Source organism: Pseudoalteromonas sp. ATL1, assembly GCF_058933015.1.
Map to the genome: position 1 here is coordinate 2,278,918 of NZ_JBZYXL010000001.1, position 18,302 is coordinate 2,297,219.

16 protein-coding genes are annotated in these 18,302 nt (G+C 42.7%); 9 read left to right on the forward strand and 7 right to left on the reverse strand.

The annotated features are described in order from the left end of the window. Positions 1–20 precede the first annotated feature (20 nt). A complete protein-coding gene (locus AC5FX4_RS10325; protein ID WP_493606317.1) occupies positions 21–866 on the forward strand; it encodes a PhzF family phenazine biosynthesis protein in 846 nt (281 codons plus the stop codon). A gap of 16 nt (positions 867–882) precedes the next feature. Beyond that, a complete protein-coding gene (locus AC5FX4_RS10330; RefSeq protein WP_493606318.1) occupies positions 883–1,251 on the forward strand; it encodes a hypothetical protein in 369 nt (122 codons plus the stop codon). Positions 1,252–1,342: 91 nt separating this feature from the next. Here the strand turns inward: AC5FX4_RS10330 and AC5FX4_RS10335 are convergent, their stop codons facing one another. After that, positions 1,343–2,086, reverse strand: a complete 744-nt coding sequence (locus AC5FX4_RS10335) for a hypothetical protein (protein WP_493606319.1) — start codon at positions 2,084–2,086, stop codon at positions 1,343–1,345. A 2-nt stretch (positions 2,087–2,088) separates the two neighbouring features. Beyond that, positions 2,089–2,328 (reverse strand): thioredoxin family protein, encoded by a 240-nt coding sequence (locus AC5FX4_RS10340; RefSeq protein ID WP_493606320.1) that lies wholly within the window; start codon positions 2,326–2,328, stop codon positions 2,089–2,091. A gap of 104 nt (positions 2,329–2,432) precedes the next feature. Here AC5FX4_RS10340 and AC5FX4_RS10345 point away from each other — a divergent pair, with 104 nt between their 5' ends. Next, complete coding sequence (locus tag AC5FX4_RS10345; RefSeq protein WP_493606321.1) at positions 2,433–2,999, forward strand: MarR family winged helix-turn-helix transcriptional regulator; 567 nt, start codon at positions 2,433–2,435, stop codon at positions 2,997–2,999. A gap of 11 nt (positions 3,000–3,010) precedes the next feature. Here AC5FX4_RS10345 and AC5FX4_RS10350 read toward each other — a convergent pair whose 3' ends face one another. Next, positions 3,011–3,421, reverse strand: coding sequence for a helix-turn-helix domain-containing protein (locus tag AC5FX4_RS10350; protein WP_493607805.1), 411 nt, complete (start codon positions 3,419–3,421; stop codon positions 3,011–3,013). Positions 3,422–3,501: 80 nt separating this feature from the next. Between AC5FX4_RS10350 and AC5FX4_RS10355 the strand changes: the two genes are divergently transcribed. The 3 genes from AC5FX4_RS10355 to AC5FX4_RS10365 all read left to right on the forward strand — a co-directional run bounded on the left by AC5FX4_RS10355 (position 3,502) and on the right by AC5FX4_RS10365 (position 7,316). After that, positions 3,502–4,089: a class I SAM-dependent methyltransferase gene (locus AC5FX4_RS10355; RefSeq protein ID WP_493606322.1), complete on the forward strand. Its 588-nt coding sequence runs from the start codon at positions 3,502–3,504 to the stop codon at positions 4,087–4,089. A 618-nt stretch (positions 4,090–4,707) separates the two neighbouring features. Then, positions 4,708–6,531, forward strand: coding sequence for a glycoside hydrolase family 16 protein (locus tag AC5FX4_RS10360; RefSeq protein ID WP_493606323.1), 1,824 nt, complete (start codon positions 4,708–4,710; stop codon positions 6,529–6,531). A gap of 302 nt (positions 6,532–6,833) precedes the next feature. Next, entirely contained in the window at positions 6,834–7,316 is a 483-nt protein-coding gene (locus tag AC5FX4_RS10365) for a GrpB family protein (RefSeq protein WP_493606324.1), read from the forward strand. A gap of 1,039 nt (positions 7,317–8,355) precedes the next feature. Here AC5FX4_RS10365 and AC5FX4_RS10370 read toward each other — a convergent pair. Next, complete coding sequence (locus AC5FX4_RS10370; RefSeq protein WP_493606325.1) at positions 8,356–9,282, reverse strand: hypothetical protein; 927 nt, start codon at positions 9,280–9,282, stop codon at positions 8,356–8,358. Positions 9,283–9,469: 187 nt separating this feature from the next. Then, positions 9,470–11,338, reverse strand: coding sequence for a methyl-accepting chemotaxis protein (locus AC5FX4_RS10375; RefSeq protein WP_493606326.1), 1,869 nt, complete (start codon positions 11,336–11,338; stop codon positions 9,470–9,472). 361 nt (positions 11,339–11,699) lie between these two features. Between AC5FX4_RS10375 and AC5FX4_RS10380 the strand changes: the two genes are divergently transcribed. Further along, positions 11,700–12,680, forward strand: a complete 981-nt coding sequence (locus AC5FX4_RS10380) for a DUF4382 domain-containing protein (RefSeq protein WP_493606327.1) — start codon at positions 11,700–11,702, stop codon at positions 12,678–12,680. 40 nt (positions 12,681–12,720) lie between these two features. Here the strand turns inward: AC5FX4_RS10380 and AC5FX4_RS10385 are convergent, their stop codons facing one another. Both AC5FX4_RS10385 and ald read right to left on the reverse strand, forming a co-directional pair. Next, positions 12,721–13,773 carry a Kelch repeat-containing protein gene (locus AC5FX4_RS10385; protein ID WP_493606328.1) on the reverse strand — a complete coding sequence of 351 codons (1,053 nt, stop codon included), beginning with the start codon at positions 13,771–13,773 and terminating at the stop codon, positions 12,721–12,723. Positions 13,774–13,944: 171 nt separating this feature from the next. Next, positions 13,945–15,066: an alanine dehydrogenase gene (gene ald, locus AC5FX4_RS10390; protein ID WP_493606329.1), complete on the reverse strand. Its 1,122-nt coding sequence runs from the start codon at positions 15,064–15,066 to the stop codon at positions 13,945–13,947. A gap of 142 nt (positions 15,067–15,208) precedes the next feature. Between ald and lrp the strand changes: the two genes are divergently transcribed. Continuing rightward, positions 15,209–15,688, forward strand: a complete 480-nt coding sequence (gene lrp / locus AC5FX4_RS10395) for a leucine-responsive transcriptional regulator Lrp (RefSeq protein WP_190363691.1) — start codon at positions 15,209–15,211, stop codon at positions 15,686–15,688. Positions 15,689–15,755: 67 nt separating this feature from the next. Further along, entirely contained in the window at positions 15,756–18,299 is a 2,544-nt protein-coding gene (locus AC5FX4_RS10400) for a DNA translocase FtsK (RefSeq protein ID WP_493606330.1), read from the forward strand. The last annotated feature ends 3 nt before the right edge of the window (positions 18,300–18,302 follow it).

Consider the following 18,302-nt stretch of genomic DNA (forward strand, 5'->3'; position numbering starts at 1 on the left):
TCTAGCGGGAAATAATAGTGATGCGCTGCAAATTGGTTGATGTATTTAGCAAGCAAAAACTACAAGGTAATGGGCTTTCAATCTTCTATGATTTTGAAGATGTAGATAAGCGTAAAATGCAGGCGTGGACGCGAGAGATGCGTCAGTTCGAATCTATTTTCGTAAAAACAGATGTAGAACCTTATCGTGCTTGGATTTTTACCATGGAAGAGGAGCTTGATTTTGCAGGGCATCCATTAATTGGACTCGCTTATCACTTACATGAAAATCTGGCAGAGCACAGCACCTTGCAGAAATGGTGTATTGAGCTCAACCAAACTCATGTAGAGCTAACCAGTCGCTGGGAAGGCAAGCATTTTATTGCATCTATGCACCAAGGTGCGCCTGAGTTTTTAGCAACGCTTAGTACCAAACAGGCAGAGCCATTTTATGATGCGCTTGGTATTGGGCATCTACAGCCTCAAGATTATCCTGCTCAGGTGATCAGCACTGGGCTGCCTTACCTCGTTTTACCCATTGAGCATGGGCTCAGTAAAGTGTCTTTTAAAACGACTGAGCTTGAAACTATGCTTGGCGAATATCAGGCAAAGTTTTTATATCTTGTTGATATTAATAACTTTGAAGGAAGAACATGGGACAATTTTGGGCGAGTAGAGGATATTGCAACGGGGAGTGCGGCAGGCCCAGTTGCGGTGTATCTGTATGAGCACGGATTAACAACAGACAAAAAAGTGGTGATCAAACAAGGTCGCTTTGTAGATAGACCGAGTGAAATAGATGTCGCACTGATCTGTGACCAAACGAAAATTACGGATGTGGTAGTGAGTGGCTATGTGAGCAAAGTGGGAGAATTTATACCCGCATGACGATTGAGTTACAAACATGAAAGTGACCCTCATAAAATATCTGCTGCGTGTATTGATTTGGCCCGCAAGCTTTGTGTGGTTTGGCATTAGCCTTGTTAGTATTTGGGTGTTCCTTCGTGATTTAAACCCAAACCTGCTCTCAATTGCGAATTTAATCTTCTCACTCGTTGGGCTGTTGACTTTGCTTGTTATGTCTGTAGCGGCTTTAAAGTACCCACAGATCACCCTTTCACATGTTGCAATCTCACAGCTTGGTTGTGCGGTATTGGGCTACATCATGTATGCAGGGATGTTCGTAGAACCTATAATGGTATTTAGCGGGTTATCTTTGCTACTCGCCTGTTGTATTCTAAGCGTCGATTTTATTGTTACCCGAATTAAATAGTGCTTGATGTTAGTTTGAGTAGTCGTTTAAGTTTGGCACAGTTGCATCGACGACGTATGGTCGGCTAACAAACTGTACCAAACAACATTGGTTATAAATTTACTTTGCCTGGCAATGACAGATCACCTGAGGCAATATCCATCGCATTAACAACGCAAAGCAATGGAGCGTGTACACTTTGATTCACTCTCAACCCAGATGTTACCCCATCAAACGAGATGCTCTCAACATTGTCTATTCGATCAAAAGGTATTTGCACCTCTAAAGTATTGCCGTTGAATGTTGGGCTCCAACCCGGGCTATCGAGTAAAATAGGTAACCCCGGCCACGTTTTTGGTAGTCTAGGTTTACTACCTTTCGGAATATCAACAACGCCCAATGCGCCTTTGCCACATCGTTCATTTGGTTTTAGGACCACCCAGTGACTATGCCAAATATTGCCGTCATTTTTTGTGTTGCCATCGCCATTTTCATCGTACAGAGGTGTATCGTCAAAATCGGGGTGGGCAGTCACCGCAAGCGCTAAAATACCCGCGTTTTTCTCAAAACCGACTTCATAACTATCTAATGTCGTGGGCCACACATAAGAAAACACATTACTGCCCGCAAGCTTACCAGTCGCTGAGGGTTTGTTTGTACCTGCCTTTCCCGAAACGGCCATATGAAAAGTGGCGACATTTCCCTTCGTTGTAATTTTGGCGTGAATGATGTCAAAAGGCGCTAACGTTGCTTGGTTTACTTTTGCTTGTATGCCGCCGATATGTGTTGAATGGGCCAACACTGGATTTACCACAATTGCAGTAATTATTGGTAATAAAAACATAGATTCAAGCATGACTATGCTCCTATTACGGCATCTAGAGATGCACCAAAATTAATGTGAAAAACTTGACCGTCTAAAATCAATGCGGGTACAGACTCAACCCCAGATGCTTGTGCTTGGGTGATAGCACCTTTATTTTCGCCCAAATGTATGACTTCAACGTCATAACGACTCTTGTCCAGTGCCGACAGTACAAGCTTTTCTGCGTTCGTACATACTGAACAACCTGCATGATAGAAAATTGCCTTACTCATAGTTAACTCCTTTGATGGTTAAATGGTATCGATTCGATACCTAATTTGATCTACTTGGCAAAATCTAAGTTGTCAAACTAGTTTTTAGTCGATACTATTGACGTATGAAATCAAATTATATCTATAACAGCGTGGAGCGCTTGGCGGAGCTGCTCAAAGTTGGCGCACGTAAAGCGGTTACAGAGCATGGGCTACAACCCGTGCAGCTTGAAGTGTTGCATTATTTATCCCTGTGTAATCGCTTTTCTGATACGCCAATGGCGGTGACTGAGTATTTGGGGTTAACCAAAGGGACTGTTTCGCAAACAATCAAAGTGCTAGAAAAGAAAGAACTCGTCGTAAAAGAGATTGATATTGTAGACAAACGAGTGACTCATCTAAGGTTGTCTTCGGCAGGGCACAAGCTAGTTAAAGAAACAATTCCTACCACTTTATTTGTTAACGCATGTAATACGCTGAGTGAGCAAACACAAGATGATATTGCCGCCGCACTGCAACAGTTGTTATTGGCGTTATTGAATGCCAATGGTTTAAAAACGTTTGGTGTATGTAAATCTTGTCGTTACAACAGGCAAGAGGATGATGGCAGTTATTTTTGTGAATTGGTGAAGCTGCCTCTTAGTGAAGGTGATGTTGCACTGATCTGTCGCGAACACGAAAATACCGAGTGATTGTTATACGTTTAATCTTTTTTAGAACGCTTTAATGAATTCCATCGTTGATTGGCAATTTTAAGTAGCTTAACAAATTTTGGGCATTCAAAATGATCGTTTGCTGGGCAATTAGCCGCATGTATAAGACCATCACGCATTGCCCTCAATGTATTTATTTGTTTATCTAATTCATCTGCTTTTGATAGTAAAAGTGTTCTATCAACGTGTATCTGCCCAGAATGCATCATGCTTTTTATATCGTCGAGTGATAACCCAGCAGCACGCCCTAAAGAAATAAAATTAAGCTTTTCAATAATATTGCTGGCAAATACGCGCTTTAAACCGCTGCGCCCTATGGACTTAATTAAACCGATTTCTTCGTAATAGCGAAGTGTGGAGGAGCGTAAGTTTGATAGTTTAGAGGCTTCGCTAATATCCATATGCTGATCTTGACTTAAAGTTGACTTGAAGTAGTAGCATGGTCTCATAAAGGCGCTAAATCTACAAAGAGGAACCTGTTATGTGGGATGAAAGATACCAAACAAGCGATTATGTGTATGGCACTTCTGCAAATGACTTTCTAAAGGAAAATATAAACTGTATACCGAAGGGAAACGTGTTAAGTCTCGCTGAGGGTGAAGGACGAAATGCAGTGTATTTAGCCACACAGGGCTATGATGTTACCGCTGTTGATAGCTCGCTTGTAGGGCTTGAGAAAGCGCAAAAACTCGCCCGTTTAAATGGCGTATCGATAACCTGTATTCATGCAGATTTAAGTGATTTTGAAATAGAAGAAAATGCGTGGCAGGCAATCATCTCAATATTTTGCCCTTTACCATCGGATGTTAGGACATTGGTATACGAAAAAGTGGCGCGTGGGCTCTGTGTTGGTGGGGTGTTTTTAACGGAGTCTTACACTCCAGAGCAACTAAAATACGGCACAGGTGGTGGAAGTTGCGCTGATACGATGCAAACCAAGACTACACTCGCAACAGAGCTACCAAGCTTACAATTTAGCACCTTGGTTGAGCGAGAACGGGAAGTGTTAGAGGGGATTTATCACACAGGGCTTGCTTCTGTAGTACAGGCCATCGGCCACAAAATATAAGCGGCTACATGGTGAAAATTGCTAAAGCCTATTTAATTTGAAAGCGTTTACACTCAATTCTCTTAATGCAAATAAATGGCGATTATGGTCATTAATGAGCGTGTATTTTGCTTAATATTGCCGTGTATGAGTGTTTATCAGATTTTTATTTATCAATCAGTTAAACACTTTCATATTATCTTTCATTTGATCTTTTGCGATTGCTTTAATGGCTAATACGACTCAAACGAAGGAAGCTTCGGGCAGAGAGTGGGTGTTGAGTTTTTATGATTATTCATCGCCACTGCAAAAATAGCGATGTTTTAAAGTCGTAACTGAATGCACGAAGGTCGAATGAGCAAATACAGATCAAATTATAGATATCAATATATTGCCTAAGCTACATGAAACTTGAATGGACAAATGGGCATCACTAAAAGCCGGTATATTAAGAGCTGACTCACAAAATTTTGAAATTTACGCTTGTTTGTGTAAGCGCTTACATGTTAGCGTTTTGTTATCTGTTTAGATGCCTTCAAAACAACTTTGCAGACTGGCTTGTAACAGATACTGACTGCGCAGCTTGTATTGGCGAGTATGCCAAAGCGCAATTGATGACAACATGTAAAGGAATAAGCAATGAATAATTTTAAAGATACAAAACTGGCTTTGGCTGGTGTTGCAATGACGTTTGCAAGCGCCTCACCGGCTTGGGCGGCTGTGGGTAAACTGTTGTGGCAAGATGACTTTAACACCTTTAATACGGATGTTTGGACGGTTGATATTGGTGATGGTTGCGATCAAGGTTTATGTGGCTGGGGCAACCAAGAGCTGCAATGGTATAGCGACAATAATGTGTCTATTGCTGATATTGAAGGAGAGCCTGGCAACAAAGGCTTGGTGCTAGAAGCGCGCAAAGAACACATCGGTACGAAAGCGTTTTCATCAGGCAAAATTCACAGTAAAGATAAGCTAGCAATTCAATATGGTATGGTTGAATTTAGAGTGAAAGTATCTAATGTCGATACGGGAATGTGGCCTGCGCTTTGGATGTTGGGTACAAGCACCGCATCGTGGCCTGCCAAAGGCGAGATCGACATCATGGAAATGGGCCAGTCGATGCAAGGGCGTATCGATGCTGGTTTTCCTAATGCGGATAGTAATAGCTACACCGGGTCAAACCTGATCTTTTATAGCAAAGATGCGTGTAGTGCAGGTAACCCCACATGTGCTGCCAGTGTCGCTTGGCAAAATGACAACGCGCATCTGTCAAACTCGCCTTTAACCAATCGCTTTGTGACGTATCGCGTGTATTGGAGCGACACCCAGATCCGCTTTACCGTGATAGATAATGGCGCTGAATATTTTATGTTTGATCAACCTTTTACGATCAGCAGCGAGTCGGATGAGTTTAAAGCGCCATTTTACCTGTTAATGAATTTAGCGATAGGGGGGAACTTCACGGACGCCAAACGCAACGATCAAGTCACGGCTCCCTTACCCGGCAAAATGGTGGTTGATTATGTCAAGGTATATGAATGGGATGGATTGGGAGAGGTGAAGCTTGGCAGCGTGACAACACCTGAGCACGGCACGTTCGGCGTTTTTACCGATACCACGCCGACAGACAATCAGCTCAATCCGGGTGTTGACTCGGATATTTATGTTTGGAATCAAAATTCGATTTCGCAGGGGACTTTAGCTCCCTATGAGGGTGAGAATGTGATTGCTTGGGACTATAAACCTAATCAATGGTTTGGTGGTGGCTTTCAAGTACGTCAAGCGCGAGATATGAGTGCATTTAGAGATGGCCAGCTACGCTTTAGAATTAAGATCCCCGCCGATGTGGGCTTTAAAATTGGTGTGAGTGATACTTACACCAATGAGCACTGGCTCAATTTTGATGCGGGGCAAACCAAATACGGTTTAGTGCGAGATGGTAACTGGGCGCAAGCCATAGTGCCAATTGATGACTTAGCTGGGCCACTTATTGCGCTGCAATCTATTAAAAACCACTTTAATATTGCTTCACTGGATGGGCAAATACCCAATCGGTCTTTTGTTATGGCGATTGATGACATAGTCTGGATTGGGGGCGGAGCTACACCCATTAAAGATTCAGACAATGATGGTGTGCCCGATGAGCTTGATGAATGTGCCGATACGCCAGCAAACACCCCCGTGGATGATAAAGGCTGTGCAATTGTGGCATCAGAATATGGGCTTACGCAACTTGATAGCACGTATGTGCAGTTTTACGTCAATAGTACCGGTTGGGCAGATGTGCATTACCGTGTAAATAATGGCGTGCAGCAGAATGTACGTATGATCATGAACGCAGGGCGGAATGAACTAACGCTAGGCGATTTGCGAGCATCGGATGAGATCACATATTGGTTTACTTACCTAAAAGAAAACGGTGCACTTGATACCACTGAGCAGCGTTATATCGTCCGTGATTAATTTATTCAATTAACTGAAAGCGTTTTCATGCTGATACCATGTTGGCGCTTTTTTACCATATCATATACCTGTTTATAGCCACCTTTTATTATTACTTTCAAACTGATTCAGTTGCTTTCACATACAATTTATCTTCCCAGTCATCTGCTTTTTTCGGGCGAAAATAGATGAGAGCGCTTTCACTTTAACGCCGTAGTATCGGTTTAAAAAGCCTAAATGAGTCATTGCAAAGAGACACCGCTTGACGGTTACATTAGTTCTACATTAAGTTATAAAATTGCTTTTAAAAACAAGGTGTAAAAATGTACGTGTTGCCACATTCGGCAGGTTGGGCCGATGACTTTGAAGTTGAAGTAAAGCGCTTAACATCGGCATACAGGGGTAAAATCCGCTATTACCACATAGGTTCTACATCTATACCCGGCTTAATGGCTAAAGACTGCATCGATATTTTAGGTATTGTGAGCGACCTATCTGAAGTCACAAACGCGCGCAACAAGTTTGAATCTATTGGCTACGACGCGCGCGGCGCATATGGTATTGAAGGGCGTGAGTACTTTTCAAAAGCTAAGCGCAAGGCGCATTTGCACATCTTTGAAGATGGCCACCCTGATGCACTTAAACACTTACATTTTGTCGAGGTGATGAAATCAACACCCGCTTTGGTTGATGAGCTCAATGCCTTAAAAGTCGCACTTCAAGCAAAGTACCCTGACAACAAAGATGCGTATCAAGTGGAAAAAGAGTGGTTTTATGACAAGGTGAATAAGGTTTTTGAGGGCTAGGGGGGATGGTAGTGCTGGAATGGTCGTTATGGGTGATAGGCTGGGTTTGCTGTTTCTATATTATGAAGCAGAAATTATAATTGACACCCACTTACTTATACCCACTTTAACTTATAAAAGTTCATTGTATAGAGTTCTGTACTTCAAATATTTATGAGCTTTTATTACTCTTATTTGCTTATGTAAGAAAGTGAAGGCTATGAGCGAACTTGACCGAATACTTTTAAAACTTGCCAGTGCCATGCACATTTATGAAACTATAATTGTTGCTTGGTTTATTTGTTGTTCGAAATATAAGAGGAGTTTGTTGGTCCTGAGAAAAAGTACCACCACATATACTTGCCATGAAGAACGTTCATGCTTTATCGCAGTGTTCTGCCTATTGGTAAATGATATGCTAGGTAACCAATTAAGTATGTATTTGTTGGGATTGGTTATGAGGATGGATGACAAAGTACAATTGTTTTATACAGCAAAAATGCTTAATCAGTTCATATGCCTAGCTAGTGTTTATGCACTTCATAGGTTGAGCCTATTATTATTTTCCCTCTATACTCGCGTTATCCTATATACCGCATTGATTATGATGTTAACACAATTTGTTCAACTTATCGCCAGAGGATACTTTAATTACCATGAGCTAAAGATGCATTATGTGGTTATTGGGTGGTTATTGAACAGTGTTCAAATATGTATAATATCAATCTACCCGATAAAACATATTTTATCATCTTTAAGAGATAACAAAGAAACGTTATGATGCATCATCAACATATCTTGGTTAGTGGCCTTTATTAGCGCGTTTATAGGCTGTTTTAGTCATGTGGTTTTGGATGGCATTATGCATGGTGATGTGCAACCGTTTTTCCCGTTTTCATTATACAATCCGTTGTTAAATTATATTTCAGTCAATAGCCTACATAAGGTATGTTTGTACAGCGCACTTTTGGGGGCGGGTTTGTTTTACTTTATTCAGTGGCGCACCAACAAATCCAAGAAATAAAGTGATGGATGGCGTGGCTTCGCCACTTATACCGACCTACAGGGTATAAACGGTGGTGATTAAGCCGAAGGCGCCATCCAACAGTAGAAAAAATACCCGTTTATAAAACGCTATATATTTTTTTGGTCTAAACTGCTCCATTATTTTTGCGTCAACCCAATAGGGGCTACCTACCACGTAGCGGCTGCCATCTTCTCTTGTTTTAACATCGCCTTTCCAGAAAAATAAGTATTTGCCATCAGCGGATATTTTCGCGCGTTGTTCATACAGTGGGGTGTTGATTGTTTTGCCTAAACTCGCCGCATCGCTCCAAGAGCCATCTTTTTTGTGAAAGCTGATGTAAATATCCGGGGTGTTTTCGTCTATTTTCTCCGCGTCCCTTAGTAGATATGACTCGTCAGGCGCAATAAAAGGGTGGGCAATGTATTTGCCTTGATTTACGGCACTGCTCATTTTGTGTGCTTGTTCATACGCGCCATTTTTGAAGCGTGAATAGCTCATATGGCCACTGCCATCTGTAAAGTCTAAAACGTAAAAATACTGTGTTTTAGCGGCTGATGTGGTGTAACCAATAATGGGTATATTCTTAAAGGGAACTTGGTTTTTTATTTTAGAGACACTTGGGTTGAATTTTTCTTTATATTGTTTAATTTCGTCCGCTGGAATTGGCTTTTCTTGCCACTTATTATCTTTATACTGCATCACAATCCAAGTAGGCTCTTTATACTTGCCTCCGGTTCGAGTAAAAGAAAGTTCGCTCATATCAGGTAAAAACAAAACTTCACTTTCAAGGAATTCTTCTGTGGCAATAATGCCCGGCGCAAATGGCTGGGGTGTCAGTCCAGGTCGCTTTTGGCCCATATAGCGAGCTTCTAGCGGTGGAAACGCGCTCTGGTCTTGACTCTGGCTTGTAAAAGAGGCTGCTAAAATGGATAAAATAATTAATGCGCGTACGCGGATCATAATATTCCTTTTAAAATCAATTGTTTTTATTTTTTATTAATCTGCAAATTATTTTATCGAAGCTGGGTTCTAAATACCTGACTTTCTCATGACTTTTCGATGATTAAGTAAAAATTGGGTGGGGAGTTCAAATTTTTGCTAGGTTTGGCGCGTTTGCTCAAACCTAGCAAAAAAATGAGATGGGTTATTAAACTTTAAATTGCTCAAGCATGTTTTCTTGTTCGGTTATTTTGTCGACCTGACTTTGCATTGTGTGGTCGACGGTTTTAGCTTCATTAAACACCATGTCTGAGATATTGCGGATCTCCATCGCGTTTGAATTAACTTCACTGACTACCTGACGCTGCTCGTTGAGCATATCGGCAATTTGCAGATTGAGCTGCACGATATGTTCAATGGCTTGGCGTATCGCTTGTAGTGAATCACTTGTTTCATCTGCTTTGCCAACGGTTTTTTCTACAATTGATTGGCTCTGTTTCATCACTTGCACCGCATTAACTGCGCCAGCTTGTAATTGATCAATCATCGACTTGATTTCAGTGGTTGCTTCTTGGGTGCGTTGCGCCAGTGTTCTCACTTCGTCTGCAACGACTGCGAACCCGCGACCAGATTCACCCGCGCGCGCGGCTTCTATCGCTGCATTGAGTGCCAGTAGGTTGGTTTGCTCTGCGATACCGTTGATCACCGATAGGATCTGTTCAATGCCGCTGGTGGACACTTCTAAGTCATTAACTACATCCACCGCCGTTGAGATCTGCTCAGATAGGTTGGCAATGGTATCGGTGGTTTGCACCACGATTTTTTGACCTTCCATCGCCGCTGTATCGGTTTTCTGAATAGCGTCTGCGGCTTCTTGCGCTGAGTTTGCTACGCGTAGCTCTGTTTCAGCCATATGTTCAGTAGCAGTTGCCAAAGAGTTTAGCGACTCTAGCTGTCTTGAAATTGCGTTGCTAGATTGGTTTGCTCCCGAAGAGGTTTGTTTCGCGTCCTCTAAAATTTCACGGCCTAATACCTGAATATCCGCGATGAGCTGTTGTAGCCGCGCAGTGAACAAGTTGAAGTTTTCAGCCAGAGCGGAGAATTCAGGATCGCTATTGGTATTGAGCCTCACGGTCAGATCGGCATTACCTTGGGCAATATTAGCCATGGCATCGTTAATATCTTCAAGCGGTTTAAGCAGGAGGTTTACGACCAATGACAGCACAATGATACTGATAACCACAAATAACACAGTAAATAACACGGAATCCTGCGTGAGCTCAGAGACGGCGGCAAACACTTTTTCTTTTTCAAGTGCGACACCAACGAGCCAGTCAAAGCCGTCTACCTTTTGGAAGTCAACCAGATATTCCACGCCGTTTAAGCTAATTGACTGCATATCGTTGCTAAACTTTGTGTCGCCCAAAAACTTCACCGCTTTGTCGCCGTTTAAGCTGACATCAGGGTGAGAAATGATAGTGCCGTCGGTACTGACCATGAAGGCAAAGCCAGCGCCGAAGAGGTTGAATGAGTTAATCATATTGCCCAGCTCAGCGAGGCTCACATCATAAAATATGGCGCCGTGGAATCTGCCTTGCTTGGTCACTGGCGTGCCAATTGATACGACGATTTCTTTGCTCACTGAATCTGCGTAAGGCGCTGTAACAATCAGTTTACCCGCGTCTTTTGCATCTGTGTACCAAGGTCTTTTGCGAGGGTCCCAAGTCGGGCCGGGGTTCCACGACGGATCACTAGCCACATATTTACCCGTATTTTCTTCGCCATAGCCGATAAGCAGAAATTTATCAGACAGTTTTGGCTGTGCCAAAATAGGATATGCTTCTTGCAAAGAGTTGGTTTCTGATACGAGTGACGTCGTCAATGATGCTAGATCAACACTGCCTTGCATTTTGGCAGTGACCGTGTTGCTGATCCCTTGAATGATCTCATTGATACTATGGCCAACTTGCAGTTCTAAATTTTGCTTAATTGAAAAATATTGTTTGATTGATAAAACGCTGAGCGCTAGAAATAAAACTAACGAGGATACTAATACAATTTTGTGTTTGAACTTCACGGCACATCTCCAACACTCGACATCATTTAAATGTAAAACATTAACAAAAACTTGCAATGTTAGTTTCTGTTTAATGTACCAGATATTACAGAACTTGAAATCTTTTATGTGAAGTTAAAAATTTATAATGTAATAAGTACGTTATGTGTATCGAAAGGGATAAATTGTCGATTTCATGTTGTCGCGAATACATCCTCGTAAAATGTCGTTTAATCAAGCTATTTTGCACAACCCATGTAAATATAGGTACAAAGTAGTGCTTTTTGTTTTTGTGCTAGTTATTTGTGTTGGTTAAACGCGTGTTCAGGTTCATTTTGTATAGTTAGTGTTGTTATTTTTGGAAGTATAAAAGGGGCAACACATGTTTAAGTTAACTTATATTTTACCTTTGGGGGCGGCCATACTACTTAGCGCCTGTGGCGGCTCAAGTAGCTCGGGTAACGCTTCAAATACCTCACAAGACACCAGCACAGGCCAGAAAACGTCAATGACTTTGGGCGTTTCGGATGCAGCCGTAACGAATGTGAAAGCTGTGAACATCGTGATTGATGGTATTACGTTGAAAAAAGAGAGTTCAACAAGCGTATTCGATACCAAAGATGAAAATGGCAACCCAACACAAATTAACTTACTTCAATACTCGGGGGATGCGATATTTCCACTATTAAGTGATGTAGAACTGGATGCAGGTGAGTATGAATGGCTCAGAGCGAACATTATCAATGGTACGAGTGTGGAAAATGTAGAGCTTGGCTCACACATTGTATACAGCGACGATACACGTGCTCCATTAGATGTAAAACGTAAAGGAAATGACGGGGTAGGCGAAATACAAATCAATGAAGTAACCATTAATGAGGGTGAAAATTCGCTTGTTCTTGAATTTGATTTAAATCGTTCGCTGGTCACATCTAAAAATGATGTAACGGTTTACCTTAAACCTACGTCTGTTCGTTTAGAAAATGTATCACAAACCTATACGTTATCAGGCGTGATAAGCGCAGAATTGAGTGATGCTTGTGTTGCTGACAATATCGACTTGGCGCCTACGGAAGGTGAATACAAACATGTAGTTTACCTCTATGACGAAGAGGCAATGGAGCCGAGTGATGTATTTGAAACCGATCCTGTTAACGCTAATTCTCCAATTGCAACCGCGACGGTCGATGAGCAAAACAAATATGCCATCGGTTTTGTTCAAGCAGGCACTTATAAAGTGGGATATAGCTGTGTTGGCCACATTGATGATGCTGAAACACAAGAAGAGTTATTCAAGTTATATCAAATTAAACCAGTAGCGATATCTGAAAATACAACGTTGGATTTTTCAGTTGAGCCGTGAGATGAGTTGAATAACGGAGGCTTTAAAGACGTATTTACGTTTAAGACTTATTGAAGCTCAGCAGCTCGACATAGTTAGTGGTCATTTCACCCCCCGGGCGCTTTGCACCACCTATAAGGTATATGCCTTCATTGGTGGTCACTGCGCCCAATCCATGGCGAGTTGTCGTCATGGTAATGGGGAGTGCTTGCCAATGATCACGTGCAAAGTCATATTCCCAAATTTTATTGAAGGTTTTGCTTTGCATAATCGGCACGGAATTATGATTATTGATTAGATTGTATTGCTCTCCACCAAATACATACACTTTATTGCCTTTTTTGGCCGCTGCGATCCCCGCACAGGCTTGCGGCATAGGGGCTAATTCAAACCACCTGTCGGAACGTTGGTCATAAAAGTCAACACGGGATTGGTTTTCATGATTCTTCTCTTGGATACGACCGCCAATCAATAAACATCCTTTGTCCATGCTGACGCATGCGCCGGAGTTTCTAGGCAAAGGTACGGGAGCTGCATATTGCCATTTAGTACCATCATAAAAAACATGCTCTGCAACATCAGTCAGACGACCATGTACAATTCCACGACCAGAAATAACATGGGCATTTCCTTCGATATTGGCGTAGCCAGATTCAGCTTGGGGAGATGGCAGTGGAACAGAGCTGTGCCAATGTTCGCTTAATCTGGAAAGCAAAAATGTGTCGGCACAGGCTTGCCATGGATCAGACTTACTTGCTGCAAATCCTCCGACTGCAAGTACACCATGTTCAGTGCTAACCAGTCCTAAATGGTGCCTGCGTACGGGAAGAGAAGGACCAAGGCGCCACTCTTGCTTCACTAAATCAAATAAATAGCATGCATTTGACGCATTCATAACGCCCATCGTACCTTGCTCAGCACCGGTTAATTCGAGCGCACCAGCCACAACAAGATGTTTACCAAATAAGCATGGGTAAAGCTCTTGTAAGTGCTTGGGAAGGTGAGGCTTGTTATGCCAATGTGCCAAGTCGCTTGCAGTATCAGCGAGCGCACGAGGGATCATTGTTAACAAAGCCAACTGAGCCAAGTTGCTCATGAATGTTCGACGTTCCATACATATCCTTTTTAGGTACATTCGAAAAGATTAGCAAAATAAAGGCGATATTCAATAGAACTTTTTCATTATTGTAAATGAAGGTGAATGATATTTTATCAACTTGTTGCATGGATATGCTTTAGGTATAAAAAAACCCATGCAAAAGCATGGGTTTATTTCTTAAACGAATTAAGCGTTTTCTAGTGCAGTGCGTGCATCAACATATTCCATGTTGAAGCCGTCAGCAACTTCTTTACAAGTGATTTGACCGTTGATCACGTTCAAGCCATCCATAAAGTGCTTGTCTTCAAGTAGTGCAGCTTTATAGCCCTTGTTCGCTAACTTGATGATGTAAGGCAATGTTGCGTTATTTAGTGCAAACGTAGAAGTACGTGGTACAGCACCTGGCATGTTTGCTACACAGTAGTGAACAACGTCATCAACGATGTAAGTAGGCTCTGCGTGTGTAGTTGCACGAGAAGTGGCGATACAACCACCTTGGTCGATCGCAACGTCAACAATCGCTGCACCCGGCTTCATTGCTTTGATGTGCTCAGCGGTTACTAGCTTAGGCGCCGCAGCACCAGGAATTAGTACACCACCGATTACTAGGTCAGCTTCAAGTACGTGCTTCTCAAGCGCATCAGCAGTTGAGTAAACCGCTTTTGCTTGGCTGCCAAATTGTGCGTTTAGCGAACGAAGAACATCAATGCTACGGTCAAGGATCGTTACGTCTGCACCTAGGCCTACTGCCATTTGAGCCGCGTTACGGCCAACCATACCACCACCGATAACAACTACTTTCGCTGGCTCAACACCTGGCACACCACCTAAAAGCATACCGCGACCTTCGCGAGATTTTTCAAGCGCTTGAGCACCAGCTTGAATTGACATACGGCCAGCAACTTCAGACATTGGCGCTAGAAGTGGTAAACCACCACGTGCGTCAGTCACAGTTTCGTAAGCGATACAGATAGCTTTGCTCTTAACTAGGTCTTCAGTTTGTGGAAGATCTGGTGCTAAGTGTAGGTAAGTGAATAGGATTTGACCTTCACGTAACATAGCGCGCTCTACTGCTTGAGGCTCTTTTACTTTTACTACCATATCTGCTTGTGCAAATACTTCCGCAGCAGTGCCTAATACAGTTGCGCCAACTTCAGCATAATCTTCATCAGTGAAGCCGATGCCGATACCAGCATTCGTTTCAACAATAACTTGGTGGCCGTGATTAATTAGTTCACGAACACTCGCAGGAACCATACCTACACGGTACTCGTGGTTTTTTATCTCTTTAGGTACACCGATAATCATAATAAATCGCCTCTGAAATAGAACGGGATAAAATTTTCGACTATTATATGTATGCCACACTAGTGTGTCCTACCTTTTTACACGCCACGAGTAGTGTTATATACTAATGTTTTATCTGAAACAGTAGAAAAAACTATCCAGAATGCATCAACAATTAGATCGAATCGACAGAAAAATTTTAGTCGAACTACAAAAAGATGGACGTATTTCTAACGTCGAACTCGCGCGGCGCATAGGTTTGAGCGCTACGCCATGTTTAGAAAGAGTAAAAAAACTTGAACGAGAAGGGTTTATCCGTGGTTATAAAGCGGTAGTGGATCCTGCTAAACTAGGTCAAGGGCTGCTCGTCTACGTAGAAATTACTATAAATAAGAACTCTCCTGATGTTTTTGACCGGTTTAATCAAGCGGTTCGTCAGCATGACGAAATTATTGAATGCCACCTTGTATCAGGAAACTTCGACTTTTTATTAAAAACTCGAGTGACCGATATGTCAGAATATAGAGGCGTGTTAGGTGAAATTTTATTAAAATTACCCAATGTGAGTGAAAGTCGCACTTATGTGGTCATGGAAGAGGTAAAAGGGGAAGAGGGAGAAATAATAAAACCCTATGCACCATAAGCCTTTTCTTGCTAAGGTGTGCCTATAAATTGTTAATAAAAGAACAAAAATAGAGGAAAACGCCAGTATGCGTCTAAATGGTGTACAACGCCTCCTTGAAACCGGATTAATCGTGAGTACGGCAGCCGCCATTTTTATTTTGTGCGCGCTGATCAGTTTCGACCCAGCAGACCCTGCATGGTCTCAAACTAGCGAATATGTTCAAGTCAAAAACATTACAGGCTCTGCTGGTGCCTGGGTTGCTGACATTTTACTCGTCAGTTTAGGCTGGTTGGCTTTTTTGGTGCCTGCGGGTATTCAAATTTTGGGCTATTTATTATTCAAAAAACCGCACAAAATTTTCCAGCTTGATTACACGACGCTTGGTTTACGTGTGATTGGCCTAACTTTATTTATTGCCTCAGCCAGTGCCATCAGTAGCATTAACTTTGATGATATTTTTAGTGTTTCGTCAGGTGGGGTAGTCGGTGATGTGATTGCAGGGGCTATGATGCCTGCATTTAACTTTACTGGTACTTCAATTTTATTACTTTGCTTCTTTTTCGCCGGTTTAACTTTGCTCACAGGTGTTTCGTGGGTTGAATTTGTGGACTATTTGGGTGAAAAGGTGGTGCAGTTTTTCAGATGGCTATCTGCCAAATTGGAAGCGCGTTGGGAATCAAAGTCACAGTTGTCAGTAAGCGACCGAGTACATGACGTTATAGAGCAAGATGCTGAATTCAATGAAGTGGAGCCAGATGACAACCTTGCAACTAATAACGAGATTGAACCTAAACCACTTAGCTTAAAAGAAAAGTTATTTTCTAAAAAAGAAAAGATTGAGGAAAAAGTACCGCCGAGCATCGGCGAGCCTCATGACCCATCAGTATTTGACGAACTGGATGATATTCTTGAGCAGGAAATTAATTTCTCTGCAATTGACGATGAGGGCTTTGATACAGCTTCAGCGCTCAATGCATTGGATGAATCAGCCGCAGAGCCTGTTAAGCAAACAACGGTGGTCTCTCCAGCAAGACCTCTTAAGCCAGCAAACTCGGTGCAACCACAATCTACCTTTAAACCAGAGCCGTCTGCGAAAGAAAAGTTTGAAGCCTTGCTGGAAGAACGTCCTCCTATGGACCCACTTCCGTCATTGGACTTGCTTGATAGACCTGACAAACAGAAAAACCCGATTTCAAAAGAAGAGCTGGATGCGGTTTCACGACTTGTCGAGGTCAAGCTATTAGACTTCAATATTCAAGCAAGCGTGGTTGGAGTGTATCCGGGCCCAGTGGTAACCCGATTTGAACTGGACTTAGCACCGGGTATTAAAGTGGCTAAGATCACGGGCCTTGCGAAAGATTTAGCGCGTTCGCTGTCTGCAGTGAGTGTACGTGTTGTTGAGGTTATTCCTGGCAAGACCTATGTTGGCCTTGAGCTTCCGAACAAGCACCGCGAAATTGTGCGTCTGTCTGAAGTAATTAATGCGCCTAAGTTTGAGCAAAATGCGTCACCGTTGACCATGGTATTAGGTAAAGACATTGCCGGTCAGCCTGTGGTGGCGGACCTTGCGAAAATGCCACACTTGCTGGTGGCTGGTACAACGGGTTCAGGTAAGTCAGTTGGCGTTAATGTCATGATATTAAGCTTGCTGTATAAGTCGCCGCCTGAAGACGTGCGTATGATCATGATTGACCCTAAAATGCTAGAGCTTTCAGTATATGAAGGTATTCCACATTTATTGTGTGAAGTGGTCACAGACATGAAAGAAGCCGCCAATGCACTGCGTTGGTGTGTGGGTGAGATGGAGCGCCGTTACAAACTGATGTCGGCACTGGGCGTGCGTAACTTAAAAGGTTATAACCAGAAAGTGTTGGACGCCAAAGCAGCAGGGCAGCCTATCTTAGATCCTTTGTTTAAAGATACTGATGGCATGGCTGAAGGCCCGCAAGAGCTTGATAAACTGCCGAGCATCGTGGTTGTGATTGACGAATTTGCCGACATGATGATGATTGTGGGCAAAAAAGTAGAAGAGCTGATTGCGCGTATCGCACAAAAAGCGCGTGCGGCGGGGATTCACTTGGTCCTTGCAACGCAACGTCCATCTGTTGATGTAATTACAGGTTTGATAAAAGCGAATATTCCTACTCGAATGGCGTTCCAAGTATCGAGTAAAATTGACTCAAGAACGATTTTGGACCAACAAGGTGCAGAAAACTTATTAGGCATGGGTGATATGCTTTACTTGCCGCCGGGAACGAGTGTGCCAGTTCGTGTTCACGGTGCTTTTGTTGATGACCATGAAGTACACGCGGTTGTGAACGACTGGAAAACCAGAGGTAAGCCTAACTATATAGAAGAAATTTTATGTGGCGATGCCACTGAAGATATTTTGTTGCCGGGTGAGGCTGCTGAAGGTGGCGACGATGAGTCAGATCCGTTGTATGACGAAGCGGTTGGCTTTGTGATTGAGTCGGGTAAAGTGTCTGTATCAAGTGTGCAGCGCAAGCTTCGTGTCGGTTATAATCGTGCTGCGCGTTTAGTTGAACAAATGGAAGCATCGGGCGTGGTGAGTGCGCCCGGTCATAATGGTGCTCGAGAAGTACTCGTACCGAGAGGAGGAGCAAATTAATGA

Excerpts from the sequence above, each read along its gene's own strand:
- AC5FX4_RS10325 (WP_493606317.1), top strand. The coding sequence starts at position 21 with ATGCGCTGCAAATTGGTTGATGTATTTAGCAAGCAAAAACTACAAGGT.
- AC5FX4_RS10330 (WP_493606318.1), top strand. The coding sequence starts at position 883 with ATGAAAGTGACCCTCATAAAATATCTGCTGCGTGTATTGATTTGGCCC.
- AC5FX4_RS10335 (WP_493606319.1), bottom strand. The coding sequence starts at position 2,086 with ATGCTTGAATCTATGTTTTTATTACCAATAATTACTGCAATTGTGGTA.
- AC5FX4_RS10340 (WP_493606320.1), bottom strand. The coding sequence starts at position 2,328 with ATGAGTAAGGCAATTTTCTATCATGCAGGTTGTTCAGTATGTACGAAC.
- AC5FX4_RS10345 (WP_493606321.1), top strand. The coding sequence starts at position 2,433 with ATGAAATCAAATTATATCTATAACAGCGTGGAGCGCTTGGCGGAGCTG.
- AC5FX4_RS10350 (WP_493607805.1), bottom strand. The coding sequence starts at position 3,421 with ATGGATATTAGCGAAGCCTCTAAACTATCAAACTTACGCTCCTCCACA.
- AC5FX4_RS10355 (WP_493606322.1), top strand. The coding sequence starts at position 3,502 with ATGTGGGATGAAAGATACCAAACAAGCGATTATGTGTATGGCACTTCT.
- AC5FX4_RS10360 (WP_493606323.1), top strand. The coding sequence starts at position 4,708 with ATGAATAATTTTAAAGATACAAAACTGGCTTTGGCTGGTGTTGCAATG.
- AC5FX4_RS10365 (WP_493606324.1), top strand. The coding sequence starts at position 6,834 with ATGTACGTGTTGCCACATTCGGCAGGTTGGGCCGATGACTTTGAAGTT.
- AC5FX4_RS10370 (WP_493606325.1), bottom strand. The coding sequence starts at position 9,282 with ATGATCCGCGTACGCGCATTAATTATTTTATCCATTTTAGCAGCCTCT.
- AC5FX4_RS10380 (WP_493606327.1), top strand. The coding sequence starts at position 11,700 with ATGTTTAAGTTAACTTATATTTTACCTTTGGGGGCGGCCATACTACTT.
- AC5FX4_RS10385 (WP_493606328.1), bottom strand. The coding sequence starts at position 13,773 with ATGGAACGTCGAACATTCATGAGCAACTTGGCTCAGTTGGCTTTGTTA.
- ald (WP_493606329.1), bottom strand. The coding sequence starts at position 15,066 with ATGATTATCGGTGTACCTAAAGAGATAAAAAACCACGAGTACCGTGTA.
- lrp (WP_190363691.1), top strand. The coding sequence starts at position 15,209 with ATGCATCAACAATTAGATCGAATCGACAGAAAAATTTTAGTCGAACTA.
- AC5FX4_RS10400 (WP_493606330.1), top strand. The coding sequence starts at position 15,756 with ATGCGTCTAAATGGTGTACAACGCCTCCTTGAAACCGGATTAATCGTG.